Origin of the sequence: Pseudodesulfovibrio hydrargyri, from assembly GCF_001874525.1 — a bacterium.
Lineage (GTDB): Bacteria > Desulfobacterota > Desulfovibrionia > Desulfovibrionales > Desulfovibrionaceae > Pseudodesulfovibrio > Pseudodesulfovibrio hydrargyri.
Genome location: NZ_LKAQ01000001.1, coordinates 21,095 through 45,275, shown reverse-complemented (window position 1 = coordinate 45,275; position 24,181 = coordinate 21,095). Strand labels below are relative to the sequence as shown.

Annotated in this window: 24 protein-coding genes; 9 read left to right on the top strand and 15 right to left on the bottom strand. The window is 62.3% G+C overall.

All coding sequences use genetic code 11. The annotated features are described in order from the left end of the window. Window positions 1–44: 44 nt before the first annotated feature. The 11 genes from BerOc1_RS00210 to BerOc1_RS00160 form a co-directional block, all read right to left on the bottom strand. Window positions 45–854, bottom strand: a complete 810-nt coding sequence (locus BerOc1_RS00210; protein WP_071543717.1) for a MinD/ParA family protein — start codon at window positions 852–854, stop codon at window positions 45–47. Between the two features lie 12 nt (window positions 855–866). Then, window positions 867–1,718 (bottom strand): GGDEF domain-containing protein, encoded by an 852-nt coding sequence (locus BerOc1_RS00205; RefSeq protein ID WP_071543716.1) that lies wholly within the window; start codon window positions 1,716–1,718, stop codon window positions 867–869. Next, a protein-coding gene (gene prfB / locus BerOc1_RS00200; RefSeq protein WP_129586456.1) for a peptide chain release factor 2 occupies window positions 1,696–2,815 on the bottom strand; the annotation gives its coding sequence in 2 pieces (ribosomal slippage) (window positions 1,696–2,739 and window positions 2,741–2,815; 1,119 coding nt in all). Before prfB ends, BerOc1_RS00205 begins: the two co-directional genes overlap by 23 nt. Beyond that, the gene (gene lnt, locus BerOc1_RS00195; protein ID WP_071543715.1) at window positions 2,815–4,332 is read right to left on the bottom strand and encodes an apolipoprotein N-acyltransferase; all 1,518 of its coding nucleotides are present in this window, start codon (window positions 4,330–4,332) and stop codon (window positions 2,815–2,817) included. The genes prfB and lnt overlap by 1 nt, the downstream gene beginning before the upstream one ends. A 3-nt stretch (window positions 4,333–4,335) precedes the next feature. Next, window positions 4,336–5,157, bottom strand: coding sequence for a hemolysin family protein (locus tag BerOc1_RS00190; RefSeq protein ID WP_071543714.1), 822 nt, complete (start codon window positions 5,155–5,157; stop codon window positions 4,336–4,338). 130 nt (window positions 5,158–5,287) lie between these two features. Next, entirely contained in the window at window positions 5,288–7,171 is a 1,884-nt protein-coding gene (mnmG, locus tag BerOc1_RS00185; RefSeq protein WP_071543713.1) for a tRNA uridine-5-carboxymethylaminomethyl(34) synthesis enzyme MnmG, read from the bottom strand. Between the two features lie 13 nt (window positions 7,172–7,184). Next, a complete protein-coding gene (locus BerOc1_RS00180) occupies window positions 7,185–8,408 on the bottom strand; it encodes a M20 family metallo-hydrolase (protein ID WP_071543712.1) in 1,224 nt (407 codons plus the stop codon). A 101-nt stretch (window positions 8,409–8,509) separates the two neighbouring features. Further along, window positions 8,510–8,797 (bottom strand): PxxKW family cysteine-rich protein, encoded by a 288-nt coding sequence (locus BerOc1_RS00175; protein ID WP_071543711.1) that lies wholly within the window; start codon window positions 8,795–8,797, stop codon window positions 8,510–8,512. 129 nt (window positions 8,798–8,926) lie between these two features. After that, the gene (locus BerOc1_RS00170) at window positions 8,927–10,276 is read right to left on the bottom strand and encodes an amidohydrolase (protein WP_071543710.1); all 1,350 of its coding nucleotides are present in this window, start codon (window positions 10,274–10,276) and stop codon (window positions 8,927–8,929) included. A 3-nt stretch (window positions 10,277–10,279) separates the two neighbouring features. Then, the gene (mtnP, locus tag BerOc1_RS00165; protein ID WP_071543709.1) at window positions 10,280–11,029 is read right to left on the bottom strand and encodes an S-methyl-5'-thioadenosine phosphorylase; all 750 of its coding nucleotides are present in this window, start codon (window positions 11,027–11,029) and stop codon (window positions 10,280–10,282) included. Between the two features lie 12 nt (window positions 11,030–11,041). Continuing rightward, the gene (locus tag BerOc1_RS00160) at window positions 11,042–11,563 is read right to left on the bottom strand and encodes an adenine phosphoribosyltransferase (protein WP_071543708.1); all 522 of its coding nucleotides are present in this window, start codon (window positions 11,561–11,563) and stop codon (window positions 11,042–11,044) included. A 113-nt stretch (window positions 11,564–11,676) separates the two neighbouring features. On the opposite strand from BerOc1_RS00160, the gene rsmA reads away from it, so the two are divergent. The 9 genes from rsmA (at window position 11,677) to cbiB (ending at window position 20,866) form a co-directional block, all read left to right on the top strand. After that, window positions 11,677–12,462: a 16S rRNA (adenine(1518)-N(6)/adenine(1519)-N(6))-dimethyltransferase RsmA gene (rsmA, locus tag BerOc1_RS00155; protein ID WP_071543707.1), complete on the top strand. Its 786-nt coding sequence runs from the start codon at window positions 11,677–11,679 to the stop codon at window positions 12,460–12,462. Window positions 12,463–12,735: 273 nt separating this feature from the next. Beyond that, a complete protein-coding gene (locus BerOc1_RS00150; RefSeq protein ID WP_071543706.1) occupies window positions 12,736–13,008 on the top strand; it encodes an HU family DNA-binding protein in 273 nt (90 codons plus the stop codon). Between the two features lie 14 nt (window positions 13,009–13,022). Beyond that, on the top strand, window positions 13,023–13,193 hold the full coding sequence (locus BerOc1_RS18970; protein ID WP_165610760.1) for a hypothetical protein: 171 nt from the start codon (window positions 13,023–13,025) through the stop codon (window positions 13,191–13,193). Between the two features lie 180 nt (window positions 13,194–13,373). Then, window positions 13,374–13,574 (top strand): 30S ribosomal protein S21, encoded by a 201-nt coding sequence (gene rpsU, locus BerOc1_RS00145; protein WP_071543705.1) that lies wholly within the window; start codon window positions 13,374–13,376, stop codon window positions 13,572–13,574. Window positions 13,575–13,577: 3 nt separating this feature from the next. Continuing rightward, entirely contained in the window at window positions 13,578–14,024 is a 447-nt protein-coding gene (locus BerOc1_RS00140; protein ID WP_071543704.1) for a GatB/YqeY domain-containing protein, read from the top strand. A gap of 23 nt (window positions 14,025–14,047) precedes the next feature. After that, entirely contained in the window at window positions 14,048–16,345 is a 2,298-nt protein-coding gene (locus BerOc1_RS00135; RefSeq protein WP_071543703.1) for an endonuclease MutS2, read from the top strand. A 21-nt stretch (window positions 16,346–16,366) separates the two neighbouring features. Then, window positions 16,367–18,124 carry a DNA primase gene (gene dnaG / locus BerOc1_RS00130; RefSeq protein WP_071543702.1) on the top strand — a complete coding sequence of 586 codons (1,758 nt, stop codon included), beginning with the start codon at window positions 16,367–16,369 and terminating at the stop codon, window positions 18,122–18,124. Then, window positions 18,111–19,862, top strand: coding sequence for an RNA polymerase sigma factor RpoD (gene rpoD, locus BerOc1_RS00125; protein WP_071543701.1), 1,752 nt, complete (start codon window positions 18,111–18,113; stop codon window positions 19,860–19,862). The genes dnaG and rpoD overlap by 14 nt, the downstream gene beginning before the upstream one ends. A 50-nt stretch (window positions 19,863–19,912) precedes the next feature. Then, complete coding sequence (gene cbiB / locus BerOc1_RS00120; protein ID WP_071543700.1) at window positions 19,913–20,866, top strand: adenosylcobinamide-phosphate synthase CbiB; 954 nt, start codon at window positions 19,913–19,915, stop codon at window positions 20,864–20,866. Window positions 20,867–21,166: 300 nt separating this feature from the next. On the opposite strand, the gene proC is transcribed toward cbiB, so the two are convergent. The 4 genes from proC to BerOc1_RS00100 form a co-directional block, all read right to left on the bottom strand. Beyond that, window positions 21,167–21,970 (bottom strand): pyrroline-5-carboxylate reductase, encoded by an 804-nt coding sequence (gene proC, locus BerOc1_RS00115; protein ID WP_071543699.1) that lies wholly within the window; start codon window positions 21,968–21,970, stop codon window positions 21,167–21,169. Beyond that, window positions 21,970–22,392, bottom strand: a complete 423-nt coding sequence (ndk, locus tag BerOc1_RS00110; RefSeq protein WP_071543698.1) for a nucleoside-diphosphate kinase — start codon at window positions 22,390–22,392, stop codon at window positions 21,970–21,972. Before ndk ends, proC begins: the two co-directional genes overlap by 1 nt. An 80-nt stretch (window positions 22,393–22,472) precedes the next feature. Beyond that, window positions 22,473–23,267 carry an ABC transporter ATP-binding protein gene (locus BerOc1_RS00105; RefSeq protein ID WP_071543697.1) on the bottom strand — a complete coding sequence of 265 codons (795 nt, stop codon included), beginning with the start codon at window positions 23,265–23,267 and terminating at the stop codon, window positions 22,473–22,475. Continuing rightward, window positions 23,264–24,163 carry an ABC transporter permease gene (locus BerOc1_RS00100; protein WP_071543696.1) on the bottom strand — a complete coding sequence of 300 codons (900 nt, stop codon included), beginning with the start codon at window positions 24,161–24,163 and terminating at the stop codon, window positions 23,264–23,266. The genes BerOc1_RS00105 and BerOc1_RS00100 overlap by 4 nt, the downstream gene beginning before the upstream one ends. Window positions 24,164–24,181 lie beyond the last annotated feature (18 nt).

Genomic DNA, 24,181 nt, shown 5'->3' with positions numbered 1-24,181 from the left:
ATGCCGAAAAATAACTCTTTTCGTCAACCATTATTTCCTGAATTTCATTCCGATGGAAAATCCTTCAGAATGGGGCGGCCCGCGATACGCTCCCGGTTGTCCTCGCGGTACCGGATGAGCTTCTTGGCAATACCGACTATATCCTTGCTGGCCGTGGCCTGCGGGGCGAATTTCATGAGCGGGGTCTGTCGGCGAACCGACTCGACCAGGGTGCGGTCCTGGTGCACGAAGCCCAGGTTGCGCAGTTCTATGTTCAGGAAATTCATGCACGCGGCGTTGAGCCGGTCAAAGGTCTGGTTGGCCTCCTTGGCGCTGGTGGCCTGGTTGACCAGGACCAGGAAGTCCTTGATGTCGTGTTGGGTGGTCAGGACCTTGATCATGGCGTAGCTGTCGGTCAGGGAGGTGGGCTCAGGAGTGACCACCACCACGCGCAGTTGGGTCAGGGCGGCCAGGGACAGGACCGTGTGGCTGATGCCCGCTCCGAGATCGAGCATGAGGAAGTCGTACTCGCCCGCGATGTTGATGAGCTTCTTGAACAGGATATCCTGCAGGTCCTCGTCCATCTCCACCAGTTCGGGGACGCCGCTGGTGGCCGGGAGCATGTCGAAGCCGTCCTCGATGGACACGAGCACGTCCTCGGCGTCAACGCCGGTCTGCAGCAGGTCGTGCAGGTTGCGGTCCGGAGAGATGCCGAGCAGGACGTCGAGGTTGGCCAGCCCGAGGTCGCAATCCATGAGCATGGACGTGATGTCCATGGCGTGCAGGGCGTAGCCCAGGTTGAGCACGATGTTGGTCTTGCCGACCCCGCCTTTTCCGCTCATGATTGAGAGACTGAGTGTAGTGTTCTGATTCATTGTCCGTCTCCGTTATTTCCCGCCGAACAGGAACTGCTTTTCGTTGGCGTGCACCAGGGTCTCGTTGGGGACGTTGTCCGCGAACGCGAGCCTGGAGACCTTGACCTGGTCCTTGCCTGCGGCCTTGGCTTCATAGAGCGCGCCGTCGGCCAGTTCGATCAGTTCCTTGTCCGTGATGTTCACGCTCCCCTTGTAGCAGGTGAGGCCGACGGAACAGGTGACGTGAAAAGTCCCGTCCCCGTCAGGGGTGGTAAATTCGAGCTGTCTGAATTCGTTGAGCAGGCGGCTCAAGAGCCGCTGCGCCTTGACCAGGCCGGACCCGGCCATGATCAGGGAGAACTCCTCGCCGCCGAAGCGGGCCGCCAGGTCGTAGCGCCGGGTGGTCGCCTTGAGGTGCCGGGCAAAGGTGCTCAGGACCTCGTCTCCCTTCTGGTGACCGTAGGTGTCGTTGACCCGCTTGAAGTCGTCCAGGTCGAAGATGGCCAGGGAAAGCGGGGTGCGGGCGCGCTTGGACCGTTCGATCTCGATGTCCAGGATGCGGTCGAAGGCACGCCTATTGGCCAGCCCCGTGAGCGGGTCGTGGTCTGTCTGGTAGGCCAGCCGCTCCAGGGTCTCCTGGAACCGTTTCAATTGCGGGTAGGTGTCGCCGTTGATGGGCAGGGTGAGCCATTGGCCGAGGTCACGCCTGGCGGCGATGGACTCCCATTCCTCACAGCTGACCCCCTGGATGAGCCGAAAAACCCAGACCGCCTGGTCGAGATTTTCACCGCTCCCCTTGGAATATTCGCACAGCTCCTCCTGGAGGGTGCAAAGTTCCGAGGCGAGTTCGTTCTCGGGGAATTTAATTTTTTTGTCCGTGGGCATGGATGAATAGTAGGTAGTTTCGGATCATTCCGTCCAGGTCACCGTCCAGGAAGGCATCAACGTTGCCGCTTTCGCTGTTGGATCGGTGGTCCTTGACCAAACGATACGGTTGCAGGGTGTATGTCCGTATCTGGCTCCCCCAGGCGATGGCTTCCTTGGCCTGGTAGTCCTGTCTGCGGCTCTCCTCGATCTTCTTCAATTCGCGTTCGTACAGCCGGGCCTTGACCAGGCGCAGGGCGGTGGCCTTGTTGCGGTGCTGGGACTTCTCGTTCTGGCACTGGGCCACTATGCCCGTGGGAATGTGGGTGATGCGCACTGCCGAACTGGTCTTGTTCACCGACTGGCCGCCGGGCCCGCTGGACCGGAAGGTGTCGATGCGCAGGTCCTCGTCCCGGACCTCGATCTCGATGTCGTCGTCCATGTCCGGGTAGACGTCCACCGAGGCGAACGAGGTGTGCCGCCTACCCGAGGAGTCGAAGGGAGAGATGCGGATCAGCCGGTGCACGCCGGTCTCGCCCTTGAGCAGCCCGTAGGCGAAGAGCCCCTCGATCTGCAGGGTCACGGACTTGACGCCGGCCTCGTCGCCAGCTTGGTAGTCCAGTTGGGTGACCTTGAACCCCTTGCGCTCGGCGTAGCGGTTGTACATGCGCAGGAGCATCTCGGCCCAGTCCTGGGACTCGACGCCGCCCGCCCCGGGGTGGATTTCGAGGATGGCGTTGCCCTTGTCGTGCTCAAAGGCGAACATGGTCGCCAGCTCGGTCCCGGCCAGCCGCTCGCGGAGCAGGTCAACCTGCGCGTTCAGAGCGGACAGGGATTCCTCCTCGGGTGCCTCGTGGGCCAGTTCCAGCCAGGCGTCCAGGTCCTCGCGGGCCTCGGACAGATTGTCGTACATCTCGAGCTTGGTGGAGAGCTGGCTCTTTTCTTTGAGCATGGGGGTCAGGGCCTCGGGATTGTCCCAGGCTCCCGGCTTGGAGAGTTCCTTCTCTATCTCGTCGAGGCGCGTCTTGGTCTCGGCGTAGTCAAAGACGCCCCCAGAGGGATTCGTATTGCTCGATCAGGTCCGATGAGGCGGCTTTCAGTTCGTTGTATTCCAACATTATTCAATGATTCCTTTATTTCGTCTGGCCGCAAGGGCGATGAAGCCGAAGGCGGCCGCAGTCATCACATAGATGAACGCCCTGAGCCAGCCGTGGATGCGATGATACACGGTATTGGCTTCAAGGGCAGCGATTTTCATGCTCAGGGTCTCGGCCCGGAACTGGTTCCCAATGGTTGCCTCGCGGCCCACCGGGTCTATGAACGCGGAGATGCCCGTGTTGGTGCAGCGGACCAGCCAACGGCCCTGTTCCACGGCCCGCATGGTCGCCAGGTCGAGATGCTGGCCCGGCGCGGACGTGTTGCCGAACCATGCGTCGTTGCTGATGTTCACCAGCACATTGGCCCCGCGCTCCACCTGCTGCTGGGCCAGGTCCGGAAAGATCGCTTCATAGCAGATGAGCATGCCCAGCGCAACGCCGTTCAGTTTGAGCGGCCTGTTGTCCACGCCCGGCTTGAAATTGCCCGCGGCCTGGACCAGCTGCTTGAAGGGCACCCACTCGGCGAACGGCATGTACTCGCCGAACGGCACCAAGTGCTCCTTGTCGTAGTATTGGGTGGTCAGCCCCATGGAGTCCATGAGCCAGGCCCGGTTGTACAGGTCGTAGGCCCGGGTCTTCATGTCGGTCACGTGGTAGGCGGGCGAGCCGGTGATGATCGGGGTGCCGGTCTCGCGGGCCAGGGCTTCCAGCGCCTTTCGGTAGGGGGTCGGGTCCTGCAGATAGAAGGGCATGGCCGTCTCGGGCCAGACAACCACTTTGGGGTGGTTCACGGCCACGGCCGCGTCGGTCAGTTTGGCGTATTTCCTGATGGTCCCGGCCTGATAGGCGGGGTCCCACTTCAGTCCCTGGTCCACATTTCCCTGGACCAGTGTGACCATGTAGTCGAGCTTGCCCACGTCGAAGGAGGACACGCGGTAGAAGCCGAAGCCGACGATCAGCGCGCCCAACCCAACGGCCAGGAACAGGGCGGAGCGGTAGGTGGAGCAGAGCAGCACGGCCACGGCCAGGGCGGCGAACACCCCGGACAATCCGAAAGCCCCGGCCACGGACGCCCCCTGCACGGCAAAGGGCCAGGCCGCGAAGGCCGAGGACAGGTTCATCCACGGGAACCCGGAGAACAGGGTGCCCATGAGCGTCTCCATGCTCGCCCAGGCGAACCCGGCCAGAAGGCAGAGGGGCAGGCCGTCGATGCGCTTGGCCGCGTGGTGCATGCCATAGGCGAACAGTCCGAAATAGAGGCCGATAAACGCGGCCAGGAGCACCGGGCAGGGCAGGGCGATGAACCACGGCAGGCCCCCGTAGATCTGCACCGGGATGACCATCCAGTAAAAGCAGCCAGTGGCCGCCAGGGTCCCGGCCAGCCAGCCGAAGCGCAGCGCCTTGCCGCCGGACACGGCGCGCAGACCGATCCAGGCCAGCCCCAGTGGGAAGGCCAGCACGGCCAACGGGAAATGGAAGAGCGGGTTGGCGAACCCGATCCAGGCCCCCAACGTCGCGATAAGAACCAGTTGATACACGGTTTACACGTTCCCCAGGGGTTCGACCTTGATGGTCCAGATCTGGCGTTCGTCGGCCTCCATGACCGCGAACCGCCAGCCGGAGAAGGTGTAGAGCTCTCCCTGCAGGGGGATGCGCCCGGCCAGGGCGGCCAGGTAGCCGCCGATGGAGTCCACTTCCTCGCTTTCGAGGTCCAGGGCGAACTTCCGGTTGACGTCCTCCAGCGGCGCGCGGCCCGAGACGATGAAGGTCCCGTCCGAATAGTCCTGGATCTCGTCGGGGCGCTGGTCGTCGTATTCGTCCGAGATTTCGCCGACGATCTCCTCGAGCACGTCCTCCATGGTGACCATGCCAGAGGTTCCGCCGTATTCATCCTGGACAACGGCCATGTGCAGCTTTTCCTTCTTGAAGTAGGCCAGGACCTCGTCCAGCGGCTTGTCCTCGGCCACGAAGAAGGCGGGCCGCAGGAGTTCGACCACGGACCTGTCGATCTCGCCGTTGAGCAGGGGCTCGAGCAGGTCCTTGGCGTGGACCAGCCCGAAGATGTGGTCCTTGTTGTCCTGGTAGATGGGGATGCGGGAGTGGGCGCCCTGGTTGACGATGAGTTCGGCCACGTCCTTGACGGTGCTGGAGGCGTCGGCGCAGACCATGTCCGTGCGCGGAACCATGATCTCCTCGACGAGCTTCTGGTCCAGGCCGAGCACGTTCAGGAGCATGGAGACCTCGTGGCTCTCCAACTCCCCGTCGGCCCTGGCTTCGAGGATGTGTTCCTCTATCTGATGGTCGTTGTTACCGAATATTTTCTTGAATATATTTCGAAATCGACTGTCGGATCCTTCGTCCAAGACCAGACTCCTTGAAACGGTTGCAAAACGATGTGCGGGAACCGGCCCGCTGCCGAGCGAACGTCGTGTCAATATTCATATATTTAGACAGACCGGGACAACCTGTCAACAAACGAAAGGCCGGGGCGTGTTACGATAGGCCGAGTTTTTTCAGGTGGATCTCCAGACAGGACAGGGCCGCGGGTGTGACCCCGGAGATACGCCCGGCCTGGCCCAGAGTCCGGGGCTGGATACGGGTCAGCTTTTCGACCACCTCGCGGGTCAGGCCGGAAACCGCCGCATAGTCCAGGTCTTCGGGCAGGACCTTGTCCTCCAGGGACTTGAATTTGGCGACCAGTTCCTCCTGCTTGACCAAGTACCCCTCGTAGCGCACCTGCACCTCGGCCTCGCGCAGGACCTCCTGATCCAGCTCGGCGAGTCCGGAGTGGAACACGGCCAGCCGTTCGATGTCCATCTGCGGCTGACGGAGCAGGGCGGCCAGTTCCACGGCCTTGCCCGGCACGGACGCGCCGATGGATTCCAACAGTTCGCGGGTGGGCGCGTCGGGCCGTACCCGGATGGAATGCATGGCCTCAAGCGTTGCTTGAAGTTTTTCCCGCTTGGCTGAAAAAAGCGCCCACTGGGCGTCGTCCACCAGCCCCAGGTCGCGGCCCACCGGGGTCAGCCGTTCGTCCGCGTTGCCTTCGCGCAGCAACAGCCGGTGCTCGGCGCGGGAGGTGAACATGCGGTAGGGCTCTTCGGTGCCCTTGGTCACAAGGTCGTCCACCAGTACGGCCATGTACGCCTGGTCGCGGGAGAGCAGGAACGGTTCGCGGCCAAGCAGCTTGCAGGCCGCGTTGAGCGCGGCCCAGAGTCCCTGGGCCGCGGCCTCCTCGTAGCCCGAGGTGCCGTTGATCTGGCCCGCGCAGTAGAGCCCCTCCACCGCCTTGGTCTCCAAGGTGGGGCGCAGTTGAGTGGGCGGAACGAAGTCGTACTCGATGGCGTAGCCCGGCCGGACGATCTGGGCGTTTTCCAACCCCTTGATGGCCCGGATCATCTTCTTCTGCACGTCGAACGGCAGGCTGGTGGGGATACCGCTGGGGTACATCTCCGGGCTGTCCAGTCCCTCGGGTTCGACAAAAATCTGGTGCCGGTCCTTTTCCGGGAACCGGGCCACTTTATCCTCGATGGACGGGCAGTAGCGCGCCCCGGTGCCCTCGATGATCCCGGTGAACATGGGCGAGCGGTCGAACCCGGAACGGATGGCCTCGTGGGCCGCCTCGTTGGTGTAGGTCAGCCAGCACGACACCTGGGGCATGGGCACGGTCCTGTTGCGGAAGCTGAAGGGCACGGGCGGATCGTCGCCGGGCTGCTCCTGCATCGCCGAGAAATCGATGGAATCGCGCAGCAGGCGCGGGGTGGTGCCGGTCTTGAGACGGCCCAGGGTGAAGCCCAGCTCGCGCAGGTTGGCCGACAGGGAGTTGGCGGCCGGATCGCCCATGCGCCCGCCGCTGAAGTGCTCCAACCCGATGTGCATGAGCCCGCGCAGGAAGGTGCCGGTGGTCAGGAGCACGGCCCGTGCCGGGAATATCTCGCCCAGCTCGCTGCGCAGGCCGCTGACTCGGCCGTTTTCGGTCAGCACGGCCGCGCCCGTGTCCTGGAAGACCCACAGGTTCTCCTGGGCGAACATGGACGCCTGGACCACCTGCATGTACCGGGCGCGGTCGATCTGGGCGCGGCTGGACCGGACCGCCGGGCCCTTGCGGGTATTCAGGATGCGGAACTGGATGCCCGCCGCGTCGGCCCACAGCCCCATCATGCCGCCCAGCGCGTCGATCTCCTTGACCATGTGGCCCTTGGCCAGGCCGCCGATGGCCGGGTTGCAGGAGAGATGCCCGATGCGGTCCACGTTGATGGTCAGCAGCAGGGTCTTCAGGCCGAGCCGGGCCGAGGCCATGGCGGCTTCGCAGCCTGCATGGCCCGCGCCGACCACGATAAGGTCGAACTCGGCCGGAAACGGGGTCTTGTGCTGCATGGTCGGTACGGCGCTACCGGGTCAGGAGCATGTCGGCGATGACCTTGGCGTCGCCGATGGTGCTCTTGATGGACGACCACTCGTTGGGCTGGTGAGCGTTGTGGAACAGGGTGGACCAGACCACGGCGTTGTAGCCCCTGCGGCGCAGGAACGCGGCCACCGTGCCGCCGCCCACGCCCACCGTGCGCGGATTGTTGTCGTAGATCTTGCGCACCGACGCCATGGTCCGGACCGCAATCTCGCTGTCCGCCGGGGTGGCCGGGGCGGCCTGCTCCCACATGACGGGCTCGCACTCGACGCTCACGCCGTACTTGGCCGCGATCTCGGCGGCCATGTCCTTGATGGTGCCGATCACGTCGTTCAGGTCGTATTCAGGCATGACCCGGCAGTCCACGTAGAACACGTCCCGTCCGGGAAGGGTGTTCACGTTGGCCACGTTGGCCTCGCGCATGGTCGGCTGGAAGGTGGAGCGGGGCGGGTCGAACAGGCTGTCCTCGGCCGGGTACAAGGTCTCCAGCTCCTTGATGCGCAGGATGAATTCGGCGGACGGAAACATGGTGTTGACGCCCTGGGCCGGGGTGGAGGCGTGGCACTGTTTGCCGATGACCGTGACTTTAACCCAGAACATGGATTTCTCGGCCACCTCGACCATTTCCGAGGCGGGCTCGCCCGAGTCCGGGACCAGGAACAGGTCGTTCTCGCGGAACAGGTCCGCGTGCTCGCGGACGATGTAGTCCAGGCCGAAGCCCGAGCCGGTCTCCTCGTCGGACACGAGGATCAGCCCGTAGTTCATCTCCGGGGTGATCTTCAGGTCAAGCAGGGCCTTGGCGGTCAGCAGCGAGGAGACCATGCCTTGCTGGTTGTCCTCCACGCCGCGCCCGATGAGGGTGTCGCCGTCGTGCTGAACCACGTAGGGATCGGAGTTCCACAGGTCGAGGTCTCCCGGAGGGACCACGTCGATGTGGGAGATGACCCACAGGGTCTTTTCCGTGTTCTTGCCCGGGATGATGGCCGCGATGTTGGGCCGGTACCCGCAGGGCACGTCGGGATCAGGGGCGTTGTATTCGCGGATGTCCCCGATACCCATGGCCTTGAGATGGCCGAGCAGGAAGTCGGCCTTGGCCTTTTCGCCTTCGCCCCCGTTGCGGGGGCCCAGGGCCGGAATGGCCGTAAGCTTGGTCTGCAGTTCGACAACCGCCTCTGTCTGGCGGTCCAGTTCGGAAAAGAGCGCGTCCATGGGACCTCCGATTGCGTTTTCGATGAAACTAGCCCAAAAATCGGATCACACAAACAAAAAAAAGGCGGGGACAACGCCCCGCCTTTCCTGCTTGCGGTGGTCTAGCGACCGCGCGCGGCGCGCTTGGAGGCCTTGAGCGGGTTGACCTTGACCTTGCCGGCCTTGTCCACTTCGGCGCGTACGTGCGTGGCGAAGTTGCACACGCCGCCTGCCCACTTGCGGGCGGGCTGGGCATAGGTCGGGCAGAACTGCTCGTCCTCGAAGGGAACGATGCGCTCGCAACCTTCACACTGTTCAACAACGGGTTCCATGACGACGCCCTTGTAGGTCAGACCGGCATCGGTCTTGACGGCGCCTTCCAGGGAAACGATTCCTTTTTTCTTGGCCATGTCGTGCCTTCCTCCTAAAAATAATGCGGCTCACAGGATGCCAGCGGCATACGTAATTTCATTTCGGTGCAAGAGCAGACTTCGATATGCACCCAGGGCGGGTGTTGTCAAGCTCTTTGCGGTTCTTTTTCATTTTCCGGAGGCGTTGCGGACCCACTTTGCGCACCGTACGGCCTCCTTGCGCAGGCCGCTGACGTCGAGGGTCCGGAATTCGCCGTACAGGTACAGAACCTCGCCCGCCACCATGGTCATGCATACCTCCATGCCTGTGGACGCGTAAACCGCGTGGGACACGTGGTTGAACACGGGCATGAGGTTGGGCGAGGAGAGATCCAGGGCGATCATGTCCGCCGGGTGTCCGGCCTGGATCCGGCCCAGTTCGGGCCAGCCCAGGCAGCGGGCCGAATTGCGAGTGGCCATGTCCAGGGCGGTCTGGGCGTTCACGGCCGAGGCGTCGCCGTGGCGGACCTTGCCCATGAGCGCGGCCAGTCCCATGTCGCGGAACATGTTCAGCTGGTTGTTGCTCGACGCGCCGTCCGTGCCCAGCCCCACGTTGACCCCGGCGTCGAGCATGGCCTGCACCGGGGACATGCCGGAACAGAGCTTCAGGTTGGACGCCGGGTTGTGGACCACGTTGGTCCCGGACGCGGCCAGCTGGGCGATCTCCTTTTCCTCCACGTCCACGCAGTGGTGCAGGGTGACGCGCGGCGAGAGCAGCCCTTCCCGGCGCAGAATCTCCACCGGACGCATGCCGTACTTGCCCAGGCAGACCGCCGTTTCGGTCGGGGATTCGGCCAGGTGGGTCTGCCACGGGATGTCCAGGGACTCGGCAAGTTCGAAGCTGGCGGCCAGGACCTCGGGCGGCACGGTGAAGGCCGCGTGCGGCGTGACCGCAGTGCGTACCAGCGGGTCGTCCCGAAAGTGTTCCTCCAGGGAGCGGATCGCCTCCCAGCAGACCTCGGCCGTGGGGAAGAACGGGGAGGGGAAGGCGAAGAATCCTTCGCCCAGAACCGCGCGCAGGCCGCAGCCCGAGGCCGCCTCGCCGGTCACCCGTTCATGGAAATAGCCGTTCAAGAAGGCCGTGCACCCGGTGCGGATGAGTTCGGCGCAGCCGAGCCGCGCGCCAATGCCGAGCAGGTCCTCGTCAAGCTTGGCCTCCACGGGCCAGATGTGGCCCTCAAGCCAGTCCATGAGCGGCAGGTCGTCGGCGAATCCGCGCAGCAGGGTCATGGGCAGATGGGTGTGGCCGTTGACCAGACCGGGCATGAGCATCTTGCCCGACATGTCCAGCCGCTGAAGGGGGTCGTAGCGGGCGTCGAGGGTGGCGTAGTCGCCGACCTCGATGACCATGCCGTTGAGGATGGCGACGGCCGCGTCGGTCAAGACGCGCCTCTCGTCGTCCTGGGTGATCACCGCGTCGGCCCGGACCAGCAGGTCGCAGGCGCGGGGCGCGGAATCGGCGAAAGCGGTGGATGCCATGGTCTAATCCAGTTCCTTGATGGCTTCGACGAGCAGGGAAGTGACCTTTTCCACGTTGCCCTTGAAGACCTCGAGTATCTCCTCCCAGGTCACCGGGGCCTCGTCGGTCTTCCAACAGTCATAGTCCGTGCTCATGGCCACGGCGGCGTAGGGGATGCCCGCCTCGTTGGCCAGGATGCACTCTGGAGCCACACTCATGTTGATGACGTCCGCGCCCCACATCCGGAACATGTTGGACTCGGCCCGGGTCGAGAAACGAGAGCCCTCGATGGTGATGACCGTGCCGCTCTTGTGGTGGGCCAGGCCCAGCCGGTCGCAGGCCTCGTTGAGCAGGCCGCGCATGTCGGCGTCAAAGGGATCGGCCATGGCTGTGTGCACCGCGCAGTGCGGCTCGAATTCGTCGAAAAAGGAGACCTGCCTGCGCCGGGTGAAGTCGATGAACTGGTCCAGGATGACCAGGTGGCCCCTGTCGATCTCCTGGCGCAGGGAGCCGCAGGCCGTGGTGGCCAGGATGCGCGTGCAGCCCGCGTCCTTCAGGGCCTTGATGTTGGCCCGGTAGTTGACGAAGGTGGGCGGAATGGTGTGCTCCCGGCCGTGCCGGGCGAGGAGGACCACTTCCCGGCCCGCGATGGTCCCTTCCTTGAGGAGAGCGGACGGCTTGCCGTAGGGCGTGCCCATCTCCACGTCGCGTGCGTCCAGCAACAGATCCGGATCGTCCAGTCCGCTGCCGCCGATGATGCCGATTTTGCTCATGGCCGTTCCTTGTTAGTCGATTTCAATGAGGAAATCATGTTTCACTCCGGCAGCGCGCATGACCTCGTCGCCGTCCAGGAAGGAGAGTTGGATGACGAAGCCCGCGCCCACGATCTCGCCGCCCGCCTCGCGGATCAGCTTGACCATGCCCTCGGCCGTGCCGCCCGTGGCCAGCAGGTCGTCGATCATCAGGATTTTGTCGCCCTCGTCGATGGCGTCCACGTGCATGCACAGGGTGTCGGACCCGTATTCCAGGTCATAGGTCACGCAGCGGTTCTTGTACGGCAGCTTGCCCGGCTTGCGGATAGGCACGAAGCCGATGCCCATCTTGAGGGCCAGGGGGGCGCCGAAGATGAAGCCCCGGGCGTCGGCGGCCACGATCTTGTCCGCGCCGCTGTCCTTGTACTTTTCGTATAGCTGGTCGATGACGTAGCGGAAGGCCTTGGGCGTGCTCAGAATGGGCGTGATGTCGAAAAAGGTGATCCCTTTCTTGGGATAATCCGGGATGTCCCGGACATAATGGCGCAGATTCATGAATCCTCCTCATTGAATGAATACCGGGGATTCATACGTTTTCCCAGGAGATCGTGTCAATGCTGTTGCCAGCCGGACCGGGTTCCGCTATCCCCTGACGACGGAGAACGCACATGGCGCAACAAGACGGACCGCACCGGGCCAAGAAGAGCCTGGGCCAGAACTTTTTGACCGACCCCAACATCTGCCGCAAGATCGTGGACGCGCTTTTGCCCGCGCCCGGGGACTATATTATAGAAATAGGCCCTGGACAGGGGGCGCTGACCGAACACCTGGTCGAGACGGGCGCGCGCCGTCTGCGCGTGGTGGAAATGGACGACGGCCTGGCCGAGCGGCTCGAGGAGCGCTGGCCTGAACTGGATGTGGTCCGGGCCGACGCCCTCAAGTTTCCCTGGGCGGACCTGAACGGGACCGGACCGTGCAAGATCATCGGGAACCTCCCGTACAACGTCGGGTCCAAGCTGATCTGGGACATCGTCAGCCGGGTGGAGACCTTGGAACGGGCGGTCTTCATGGTCCAGCACGAGGTGGCTCTGCGGTTGACCGCCGAACCCGGCACCAAGGCCTTCGGCGGGCTGACCGCCTGGGTCAGGAACTTCTGCGACACGCGCTATCTGTTCAAGGTGCCGCCCGCGGTCTTTCGGCCGCGCCCCAAGGTGGACTCCGCCGTGGTCCGTTTCGACCCGCTGCCGCTTGCGGACCGGCCGACCGACCCGGACAGGCTGGCCGGGCTGATCAAGCTGCTTTTCCAGCAGCGGCGCAAGCAGATTTCCACCATCCTGAAGAAGCGCATGACCCTGGAAGTGGAGCAGTGGTTCCGGGATGAAGGGGTCAGCCCGTCGGCACGCCCGGAAAACCTCACGCCGACGCAATTCCGTACACTTTCCTTAATATATTAGTACATATTTTCACAAAGACCGATAAAATACCTGACCCTTGGTACTGAAAGGCGGATTTTTGAGCCCCGAAAATAGGGGGGCAAAAGTCCCGGAAGCACCATATAGCGTAGGTTTTTTCGTTTTTTTTCAGCGCTCGGGCTGGACACGGGGCGAAAGTTCATTTAAAGGCCAAGAGGTGAGTTGGTGACGGAAACAAAGTGCAAGTCGTTTTGTGCTCTGGCTGCACTTTAACAAATACCATCTGGGTAATATTTCACCGAGGAGGAAGGACTGATGACAAAGGCAGAATTGGTTGTCAAAATCGCGGAAAAGGCCAACCTGACCAAGGCGAACGCCGAACGCGCCCTGAATGCATTTCTGGAGACCGTGGAAAGCACCCTGGTTTCCGAAGGCAAGCTGACCTTGACCGGTTTCGGCACCTTCGCCGTGGAACTCCGCAAAGCCCGCGTCGGCCGCAACCCCCGCACGGGTCTCGAACTCAAGATCCCCGAGACCAAGGTTGTCAAGTTCCGTCCCGGCAAGATTCTCAAGGACGCCGTTAAATAATTGGAGATGATACGATGATTCACGGTGAAACCGTTCACAGCCCGCTGCCCATGGATCTTCCCTGGTGGATGCCCGACCATTTCGTCTTTTTCGGTGTCCTGTACATCGTCCTCGGCGTCATCGGTGTCGCCCTGGCGGTTACGGTCCTGCAGTCTTTGCGTGACGCGAAAAAGGCTGATCATTAGTCTCTGATACCATTGCATCGAAAGGGCCTGCCCGGGTACTGCCGGGCAGGCTTTTTTTGATCCGTTTTAAAATTCTCCCGAATTTTTGGGTTGCCTTTTCTCTTTTTTGTTTATATGTAGTGTCTCTTATTTCGCTGGCCCGCCATATGAGCGGGCGGTTCACCGAGGAGGTGATTTTCATTGCCCGGAGTGTATTTTGACGACAACGACAACTTCGACGTTTCTCTGCGCCGCTTCAAGAAGCAGGTGGAGAAGGCCGGAATTCTGTCCGAACTGAAGAAGCGCCAGCACTACGAGAAGCCCAGCGTGCAGAAGAAGAAAAAGAAAGCTGCCGCCAAGAAGAGGCTCGCCAAAAAAATGCGCAAGATGCGCAGCATGTAGATTATGAGTCTGTCCAAGCAAATAGACAAAGACTACATCGAGGCCTACAAGGCCAAAGCTACGGTAAAAGTGGCCGTCTTGAGACATCTCAAGACGGCCATTAAAAACCGTATGGTCGAGGATAAAAGCGACGCGCTCTCCGACGAGACCGTGCTTGATCTCATCGCCAAGCAGGTCAAGCAGCGCAAGGACTCCTTCGACCAGTACACCAAGGCGGGGAGGGACGACCTGGCCAAGGTCGAAGCCGACGAACTCGCCGCCCTTGAAGTCTATCTTCCCAAGCAGCTGTCCGACGAGGAACTTTCCGCCGCCATCGACAAGGCCATCGCCGACCTCGGGGCGTCCTCCATGGCGGACATGGGCAAGGTCATGCAGGCCTTGCTCGCCGCGCACACAGGGCAGGTCGACGGCAAGAAGGCCAGCGGACTGGTACGGTCCAAGCTCTCCTAACTCTCCAACCCCCCGGCTCGTCCATGGAGTCCAGAACTTTCCAGGTATTGGAATTCCCCAAGATCCTCGGGGCACTGTCCGGTTTCGCCACGTCCGAACCCGGGGCTGCCGCGTGTCTTGCCATCCATCCCTACGACACCCTTGAATCCGTCCGCCGGGCAGGGACCCTGTTCGAGCAGGGCGCGGCCTGGGTGGGGGAGTCGGGTTTTCGCATGCGCGCCTTCCCTGAACTGGGCGGCATCTTTCCGCACCTGGACAGCGAACTGGCCGTACTCGACCAGGATGCGCTCTTCGCGCTTAAGATCCTCCTGGATTTGGCCAAGGACGCCCGCGAATCCCTGGCCGGCTTTGAGGGACGCGACTGGGAGGTGCTCGAAAAGGAGCTTTTCGCTTATGCCTGGCCGCAGAAGACCGTGTCCGGTATCGGGCGCTGCCTGGACGCCGAAGGGCAGATCAAGGACGAGAGTTCCCCGAACCTGATGTCCGTACGCCAGGAAATCCGGGCCATCCACCAGCGCTGCACCAAGCGGGTCAAGGACTTCATCCTTCAGGAGAACCTGGGTGCGGCCATGCAGGACGAGTTCATGACCGTCTCGTCCGACCGCTACGTGCTGCCCATCAAGGCGAATTTCAAGAACAAGACCAAGGGCATCATCCACGACTACTCGCAGACCGGCGAGACCTGCTACTTCGAGCCCATCTTTCTGGTGGAGACCAACAACAAGCTCCAGGAACTCAAGCGCGAGGAACGGGCCGAGGAATACAAGGTCCTGCAATACCTGACCGGCCTGGTGCGCCAGGAGCAGGACGAGGTCCGTGACGCCTATGACGGACTGGTCACCCTGGACGTGCTCATGGCCAAGGTCCGCCTGGCCGACGCCTACTCCGGCCGGACCATCGAGGTCACGGAGGAGGGCGCCCCCAGGCTGCTCAAGGCCCGCCATCCGCTCCTGGCCCTGACCGACGAGTCGGTCCACCCCGTGAACATCGAGCTGCTGGATGGACAGAGGGCCATGATCGTCAGCGGCGGCAACGCGGGCGGCAAGACCGTCTGCCTCAAGACCGTGGGCCTTATCGGCCTGATGGCCTTTTCCGGCCTGCCGGTCCCGGCCGCCGAGGGCAGCAGCCTGCCCCTGTGGGACGACATTTTCGTCATCATGGGCGACGAGCAGTCCTTGGAGGAGAACGTCTCCACCTTCACCGCCCAGATTCAGTACCTGAAACGGGTCTGGGACAAGGTGGACGGACACTCCCTGTTCATTCTCGACGAGTTCGGCGCGGGCACGGACCCCACCCAGGGCGCGGCCCTGGCCCAGGCGGTCATCGACTCCCTGCTGGAAAAGCGGGCCACCGCATTTACGGCCACCCATTTCCCGGCGCTCAAGGCCTACGCCATGGCCACCAAGGGCGTGCGCGCCGCCAGCGTGCTCTTCGACCCGTCCACCAAGAAGCCGCTGTTCCGACTGGCCTACGACCAGGTGGGCGCATCCATCGCCCTGGACGTGGCCCGCGAGCACGGTCTGCCCGCCGCCATCCTGGAGCGGGCCGAAAAATATCTCCTGCTGGACGGCTCCGACACCTCCGCCGTGCTGGACCGCCTCAACGCCATGGCCGTGAAGAAAGAGGCCGAGCTGGACGCCATCGAAGACGAGCGCATCCGCATCGAAAGGAAGCGGGCCAATCTCGAACAGAAATTCGAGAAGGAGCGCACCAAAATCCTTAAAGAGGTCCAGTCCAAGGCCCAGGACGTGGTCAAGCAGTGGAAAACCGAGCGCATCGGCCAGAAAGAGGCGCGCAAAAAGCTTCACCAGGCGCGCCTGCGCATCGAGGACATCGCGCCGGAACGCAAAAAAGAACCCGTGTTTTCCTTCTCGGATATTGTCCCGGGCAAGAAAGTGTCGTATCTGGCTTGGAACAAGTCGGGTACCGTGCTGGAAATCAACGAGAAAAAGAAGCAGGCAAAGGTCGATATCGGTGGCGTGGCCATGTGGGTCAAGGCCGACCATCTCGGCCCGGCGGACGGTCCTTCGCGGCCTGTTGCCCAGCCCACGGGGACCAAGGCAGCGGCCCCGGGCGACTTGGTGATCGAGGTGGACCTGCGCGGCAACCGAGCCGACGAGGCCATCAGCGAACTGGAGCGGGCCATGGACGCCGCCCTGCGCAAGGGCGCCGGCAAGCTTGAGATCGTACACGGCCGGGGAACGGGTGCGCTGCGCCGCGAGGTACACGAGTTTTTGAAGTACTATCCCGCCGTGGAGAATTTTTCCCTGGCCCCCGAGGACCGGGGCGGGGACGGCATGACCGAGGTAACGCTCAAGTAACGGCATTGCCGGAGGCGTCTGGTGGACAGAAGTGGTATCGAGGCCGTCAAGGCCCGGATCAATATCTCGGACGTGGTGCGCCGGTATGTTGACCTGAAACCGGTCTCGGGCCGGTGGATGGGCGCGTGCCCGTTTCACCAGGAAACCAAGCCCTCCATGTCCGTGAACGACGAAGAGGGCTTCTTCTATTGCTTCGGCTGCCAGGCCTCGGGCGACGTCATCGATTTTTACGGACGCATCAACGGACTGGAGTTCCGGGAATCCCTGGAACAGCTGGCCGCCGAATGCGGGGTGGAACTGAGCCACGTGCCGCACGATCCGCACGCGGCCGAGCGCAAGGCCAAAAAGCAGATCCTCCTCGACATGCATGACGAGGCGAACCAGTTTTTCCAGCGCAATCTGTCCCTGGCCTCCGGGGACCATTGCCGCCGTTACCTGACCGACCGGGGCATGACCCCGGAGATGATCGCCAAGTTCGGCCTGGGCTATTCGCCCGACGACTGGCACGGCCTGGATAATTTTCTCAAAGGCAAGGGCCGCAATCCGGAATTGGGGGTTGAGGCCGGACTCTTGTCAAAAAATGAAAAAGGTAATATCTACGATAGGTTCCGTGGGAGATTGATCTTTCCCATTCAAAATTTGTCGGGTCGGGTTATTGCTTTTGGCGGCAGAATAATTACTGAAGGAGAACCCAAGTATCTGAACAGCTCGGATACGCCTATATACAAGAAGGGCGACCACTTGTATGGGCTCAGTCTGGCCCGGTCCACCATGACCCGCACCAAGCGGGCCATCCTGACCGAAGGATACATGGATGTGATATCGCTCCACCAGTTCGGCTACACCGACTCCTGCGGCGTCTTGGGCACGGCCCTGACTGCGGATCAGGTGAAACGGCTGGCCGGATTCTGCTCGCGCGTCGACCTGGTCTTCGACGGCGACGGGGCGGGGCGCAAGGCGGCCATGAAGTCCAGCAGGATGATCCTGCTTCAGGGCGTGGCCTGCAAGGTGGTCCTGATGCCGGATGGCGAGGACGTGGACAGCCTGCTCCAGACCAAGGGAGCGGACGGATTCGAGGCCTGCATGAGCGAGGCCCCGGACGGTTTGACTTTTTGCATGAACACCCTGCGGGAGGAGTACGCCCCCAGGGACATCATGGCGTGGGCCAAGAGTTTTTTGTCGGAATTGTCCGACGCGTCCTTGCGGGCGTTCTACCTGCCTCGCATTGCGAACGGGCTCGGACTGTCGGAGGCTGACTTCAGGCGTGACACGGGTGCTGCGGCACCGCAGCAACAGCGCAATCCAAGACATCAGCCGCGGCAGACGCAACGGGTCGAGCAACAGCAGCCGGGTATGGGCGTGGGCAAGGACTTTGCGGATGACCGGTATTTTTTGCGGTTTTCGATCCAGTACCCGGAATATGTGCCGGAACTGGCCAAAAGGGGAATGACCCAGGTTCTTCGCACCCCATGGGCGCAGGCATTGTGGAACAAGCTCGAAACAACGCAGCAAGGCCAAGTAGCGAGCCTGCTGAACGAACAGGAAAAGGGCTTCTACATCCAATGCCGCGAGGAATTGCATACGAACGTCCTTTCAGGCCGGGAATTGCTGAATGAGTGGGTTTACATCTGTGAGCAGATTGAACGCGGGTTAACAGATATGGACAATCGCCAGCTCAACGAGTCTATCAGGCAGGCGTACGAAAGTGGCGACAACAAGCGTGCACTAGAGCTTTTAGCCTTGAAGAAGTCTCGCAGGAGGGACAATGAGCAACATTAAGGAAATCCAACAGATCAAAGCTCTTATCGCCGAAGGTAAGAAAAAGGGATTCCTGACATACGAAGAGTTGAGCAAGGCTCTGCCTTCCGACTACAACAGCCCGGATCAGCTCGAGGAAATTCACGCCATCTTCGACCAGATGGATATCGCCCTGGTGGATTCGGACGATTCCGACAAGAAGCTGGTCGACGACGAAGATGACAAGGAATTGGAATTCGACGACGGCGACGACGATTCCACGGAATACGCTTCGCGGAGCACCGATCCGGTACGCATGTATCTGCGCGAAATGGGCGCCGTGCCGCTGCTCGACCGCGAGGGCGAGGTGGTCATCGCCAAGAAGATCGAAAACGGCGAGCTGGATGTCCTCTATTCCCTTGTGGAGGTGCCCGTGGCCGTTGAGGAACTCATTTCCGTGGGCGAGGACCTGGAAGACGGCCGTATCAAGCTCAAGGACGTGGTCAAGACCATCGAGGAGGACGATCCCTCCGAGGACGAGATGAACCAGCGCCAGCGGGTCATCTTTCTACTCGCCGAGATCAAGAAACTCTACGCCAAGAAAAAGAAGATCTACGAAAAGCTCGACTACTGCGCCTGCCTGGACAAGCGCGTGTTCGGCGTGCAGCAGGAAATCCTCAGCTATAAAGAGGACATCGTCACTCGGCTGCGCGACATCAAGCTGGAAAAGACCCTCATCGACCGGATCATCGAAACGGTCAACGACTATGTGCGGCAGATGCACAACTGCCAGCGCGACCTGTCCGCCTATGTACTGTCCGTGGGCAAGACCAAGGCCGAGATAGAGGACCTGTTCAAGCAGGTGGACGACCGTGCGATCAACCCGGTGGCCGCCTCGACCCAGTTGGGCATGACCGTGGAGGAGTTCTTCTCCTTCAAGGAAATGCTCGCGGGCAAGCTGGAGATTATGAACCGCCTGCAGGACAAGTGTTGCCATTCGGTGCACGATCTCGAAGAAGTCCTGTGGCGCATCAAGTCCGGCAACCAGACCGCCATGCAGGCCAAACAGGAGCTCATCCGCGCCAACCTGCGCCTGGTGGTCTCCATCGCCAAGAAGTACACCAACCGCGGCCTGCAGTTCCTGGACCTCATCCAGGAGGGCAACATAGGCCTGATGAAGGCCGTGGACAAGTTCGAGTACCAGCGCGGCTACAAGTTCTCGACCTACGCCACATGGTGGATTCGCCAGGCCATCACCCGCGCCATCGCGGACCAGGCTAGGACCATCCGCATCCCGGTACACATGATCGAGACCATCAACAAGCTCATCCGCACCTCGCGCTACCTGGTGCAGGAACTCGGCCGCGATCCGTCTCCGGAGGAGATCGCCGAGCGCATGGACTACCCGCTGGAAAAGGTCAAGAAGGTCCTCAAGATCGCCAAGGAACCCATTTCCCTCGAGACCCCCATCGGCGACGAGGAAGATTCCAGCCTGGGCGATTTCATCGAGGACAAGAAGGCCACCGCGCCCGCCGAGGAAGTGGTTTCCACCAAGCTCAGCGAGCAGATCGCCTCGGTCCTGTCCGACCTGACCCCGCGCGAGGAGCAGGTCCTGCGCAAGCGGTTCGGCATCGGCGAGAAGTCCGACCACACTCTTGAGGAAGTGGGCAAGCTCTTCAACGTCACCCGCGAGCGCATCCGCCAGATCGAGGCCAAGGCCCTGCGCAAGCTCCGCCATCCCGTGCGAAGCGCGCTGCTGCGGTCCTACTTCGAGAACTAAAGACCATCAGGGCCGGGAAGAGCATCTCTTCCCGGCCCTTTTTGTATCCAATGGAACATCCCGCAGCCGTCTTTCTCATCCCCGCGCTGGCCGTTGTCCTGGACCGCCTCGTCGGCGACCCGGCCAACTGGCCGCACCCGGTCCGACTCATCGGCAAGGGGCTCGACCTCTTCGAGGCGGCCGTTCGCCGTACGAGCGTCAATCTCCGCCTTGCGGGGTGGGGGGCCGTGCTCCTCTTCGCCTGGGCGGCTTGGTTCGTCGTGGCCGAACTCACGTCCATCCGCTATCTCGGCCCGCTTCTGGCCGTGTATTTCGCCTACGCGGGCCTGGCCCTGGGCTGCCTGCTCAAGGACGCCCGCCGGGTTGCCGGACTCCTCGACTCCGGAGATCTGCCCGGCGCGCGTAAGGCCCTGTCGATGCTCGTCAGCCGCGAGACCGCCGCACTCGACGCGCCCGCCGTCCGCCGCACCCTGGCCGAGACGGTCAGCGAGAACCTCAACGACGGCTTCACCGCTCCCCTGTTCTACCTCGCGCTTCTCGGCCCCGGCGGTCTGTGGGCCTACAAGGTGGTCTCCACCATGGACTCCATGTGGGGCTACCGCACGGACCGTTACATCCGGCTCGGACAGGGCGCGGCCAAAACCGACGACGTCCTGGCCTGGATTCCGGCCCGGCTGACCGCCTTTTTTCTGTTCCTGGTCGGCAAGCGGCTCGGCCTCAAGGCTGCAACGGCCCGTGGACGCTACCGCGACGACGCCCGCAAGATGGAAAGCCCGAATGCGGGCTGGCCCATGGCCGCAGCGGCTTGGCTCCTGGAAGCGCAGATGGGCGGCCCCACGGTCTATTTCGGAAAGGTCAAGGACAAGCCGGTGCTCGGCCCGAAAGGAGCCGACTGGGATCGCGCCAAGCTCCGCAAGCTGTTCAGGCTAGCCGCAAAGACTGGAACCCTGGCCGCCTGCGTGCTCATCCCGGTGCTCGGATTGATTCGGCTATTGTTCGCCTGATGGCGAATCGGGGGAAGGGAGGGAAAAACTTTTGAGAAAGTTTTTCCCTCCCTTCCCCCGAACCCCCCATCCCTCCCTTTTTCAAAACTTTTTGTGTCGCTTCGCGAAGTGCGGAGGGCGGCATTGTCCCTGCTGCTCTGCGGCTCTTTTGCATACAAAAGAAGACGCGCATCCACTGACGCACGCCCTTGCCGAAGGCACACAAAAAGTTTGGGAAAGAGGGGGGTGGGGGGTACGGGGGGAGAGGGGAGAAGAACCCTTTTCAAAGGGTTTTCTCCCCCCTCCCCCCGAGTCTATTCTCTATTGGTCGCCGAGTTCGATGCTGCGGTAGTAGGACTCGAAGACGCCGTCGATGATGTCGCCTTTGAGGGCCTGCCTATCGAAGTGCATGAGCGCGCGAATGGTGGTCCCACCGGGGGAGGTGACCATTTCGCGCAGTTCGGACACGGAGTGTTCGCTCTGGTCGGCCATGGTGGCGGAACCCAGGAACAACCCCTTGACCATTTCCACGCTCTGCGGCCGGGTCAACCCCAGGGCCACGCCGGACTCGATCATGGCTTCCATGAAGTAGAAGACGTAGGCCGGGCCGGAGCCGATCACGCCGGTGAAAGCGTCGAAGAGCTTTTCCGGCAGCACGTGCGTCTGGCCGATGGAGGCGAAGAGTTCGGGCACGAACGCCTTCATGTCCTCGGTCAGGTTATGGTTGTCCAGGCAGATGGCCGACACTCCAAGGCCGACCAGAGCCGGGGTGTTGGGCATGATGCGCACCACGGGGCAGCGGTCCTCGGTCCATTCCTCGTAGGTGGACAGGGGGATGCCCGCGCAGATGGCGGTCAGGCATTTGCCCATGTCGAGCACGGGCGTCAACTCCTTGACCACGGGTTCGGCGTGCTGCGGCTTGACGGCCAGGACGATGTAATCGCACGCCTTGGCCAGGTCGGTCGCGCTCTCGTGGATGATGAGCCCGTGTTCCTTGTTGAGCCGTTCGAGGTTGGCCTTGTTGAAGTCCGCCCCGTGCAGTTCGATGTCGTCTCGCGAGGCCAGCCCCTTGACTATGGCCGACCCCATGTTGCCTACGCCTATGAACCCGATTTTCTTTGTCATTATCCCACCAGCTCGTCGTCGTTGAAGAAGTATGCCACCTCGGTCTTGGCGGTGTCGGGACCGTCGGAACCGTGGCAGGAGTTGTTCTGGATGTCCAGGCCGTAGGCGGCACGGATGGTGCCCGGAGCGGCCTGGGCCGGATTGGTCGCGCCCATGAGGACACGGTATTTTTCGATGGCGTTCTCGCCTTCAAGGCAGGAGACCACCACCGGGCCGGAAATCATGTAGTCCACCAGCTCGCCGAAGAAAGGGCGTTCCTTGTGCACCGCGTAGAAGCCCTCGGCCTGGGCGCGGTCCATGTGGATCATCTTCATGCCTTTGATCTTGAGGCCGGAGTCGGTGATCATTTTCAGGATCTCGGCGATGAGGCCGCGTTTGACCGCATCGGGCTTGATGATGGAAAAGGTCTTTTCGATTGCCATGGATGCCTCCGTTTGTCTGTTACTGTCTTATACGTGTCGGCAGCAATTTGCCAGCATATGGATCGCGGCCCGCACCGGCCTCAACCCAACAACATCCGGTCGGAAACCCCCTCGTCCCCGCGCAGGCGCGAGAAACGCTCCAAGAGGTCCTCAACCTTGAGATTTTTCTTTTCCTCGCCGTCGATGTCCAGGACCACCTGTCCCCGGTGGAACATGATCAGCCGGTTGCCCAGGGTGATGGCCTGCTTCATGTTGTGGGTGACCATGAGGGTGGTCAGGTTGAGCGAGCCGACGATCTCGTCGGTCAGGTCCAGGACCATGCCCGCGGTCTTGGGGTCCAGGGCGGCGGTGTGCTCGTCGAGCAGCAGCAGGCGGGGGCGGACCAGGGTGGCCATGAGCATGGTCAGGGCCTGGCGCTGGCCGCCGGAGAGCAGGCCGGTGTGGGACTTGAGCCGGTCCTCGAGGCCGAGGCCGAGGATGGCCAGCTTTTCCCGGAAGAACTCGCGTTCCTTCCCCTTGACGCCCCAGGACAGCCCGCGGAACTTGCCGCGCTTGTTGGCCATGGCCAGGTTCTGCTCGATGGTGGCCCCGCCGCAGGTGCCGAGCAAGGGGTCTTGGAAGACCCGGCCGACGAGCGAGGCGCGCTTGTGTTCCGGCCACTTGGTGATGTCCAGGTCGTCCAGGACGATCTTGCCCGAATCCACGGGAAAGGAGCCGGCCAGGGCGTTGAGGAAGGTGGACTTGCCTGCGCCGTTGGAGCCGATGATGGTGATGAAGTCGCCGTCCTTGACCTCGAGGTTCACGCCGTTGAGTGCGGCGACCTCGTTGACGTCGCCCCGGTTGAACGCCTTGGTGATGTTGGAAATGGAGATCATTTGGACCTCCCGGCCAGGAACTGGCGTTTCATCTTGGGCATGACCAGGGCGAAGACCACCAGGATGGCGGTGATCAGGTTCAGGTCGCTGGGGGTGATGGCAAACGAGCCGAGCTTGAGGCCGAGCGCCAGGCCGATGGCCACGCGGTAGAGCACCGAACCGAGCAGGGCGGCTATGAGCGCGCGGGTGATGGTCTTGTCCCCGAACACGGTCTCTCCGACGATGACCGAGGCCAGACCCGCGACGATGGAGCCCACGCCCATGTTCACGTCGGCCGCGCCCTGATTCTGGGCCACCAGGGCCCCGGAGGCAGCCACCAGAGCGTTGGACAGTCCCACGCCGAAGATGATGACGTTGTCGGTGTTCACGCCCTGGCTGGTGATCATCTGCTTGTTGTCGCCCGTGGCCAGGAAGGCCAGGCCGATCTCGGTGTGCAGGAACCAGATGAGCACGATGACCACGGCAAAGCAGATCAGGCCGAAGAGCAGCGGAGTGGAGTGCTGGGGCAGCATGTTGGTGAAATCCACGAACCAGTCCACCACGGTGTCCTGGCCAAGCAGGGCCATGTTGGGCCGTCCCATGATGCGCAGGTTGATGGAGTAGAGCGCGATCATGGTCAGGATGGAGGCGAGCAGGTGGAGGATCTTGAACTTGGTGTTCAGGATGCCGGTGGCAGCCCCGGCCAGGAACCCGGCACCGGCGGCCATGAAGATGGCCAGGAGCGGGGAATAGCCCGAGGTGATGGCCACGGCCGAGACGGCCGCGCCCAGCGGCAGGCTGCCGTCCACGGTGAGATCCGGGAAATCGAGCACCCGGAAGGTCAGGTACACGCCGATGACCATGAGGCCGTAGGCGAACCCCTGTTCGATGGCGCCGAAAAAAGCGTAGAGAGTCATGTACTAATCCTAATGGTT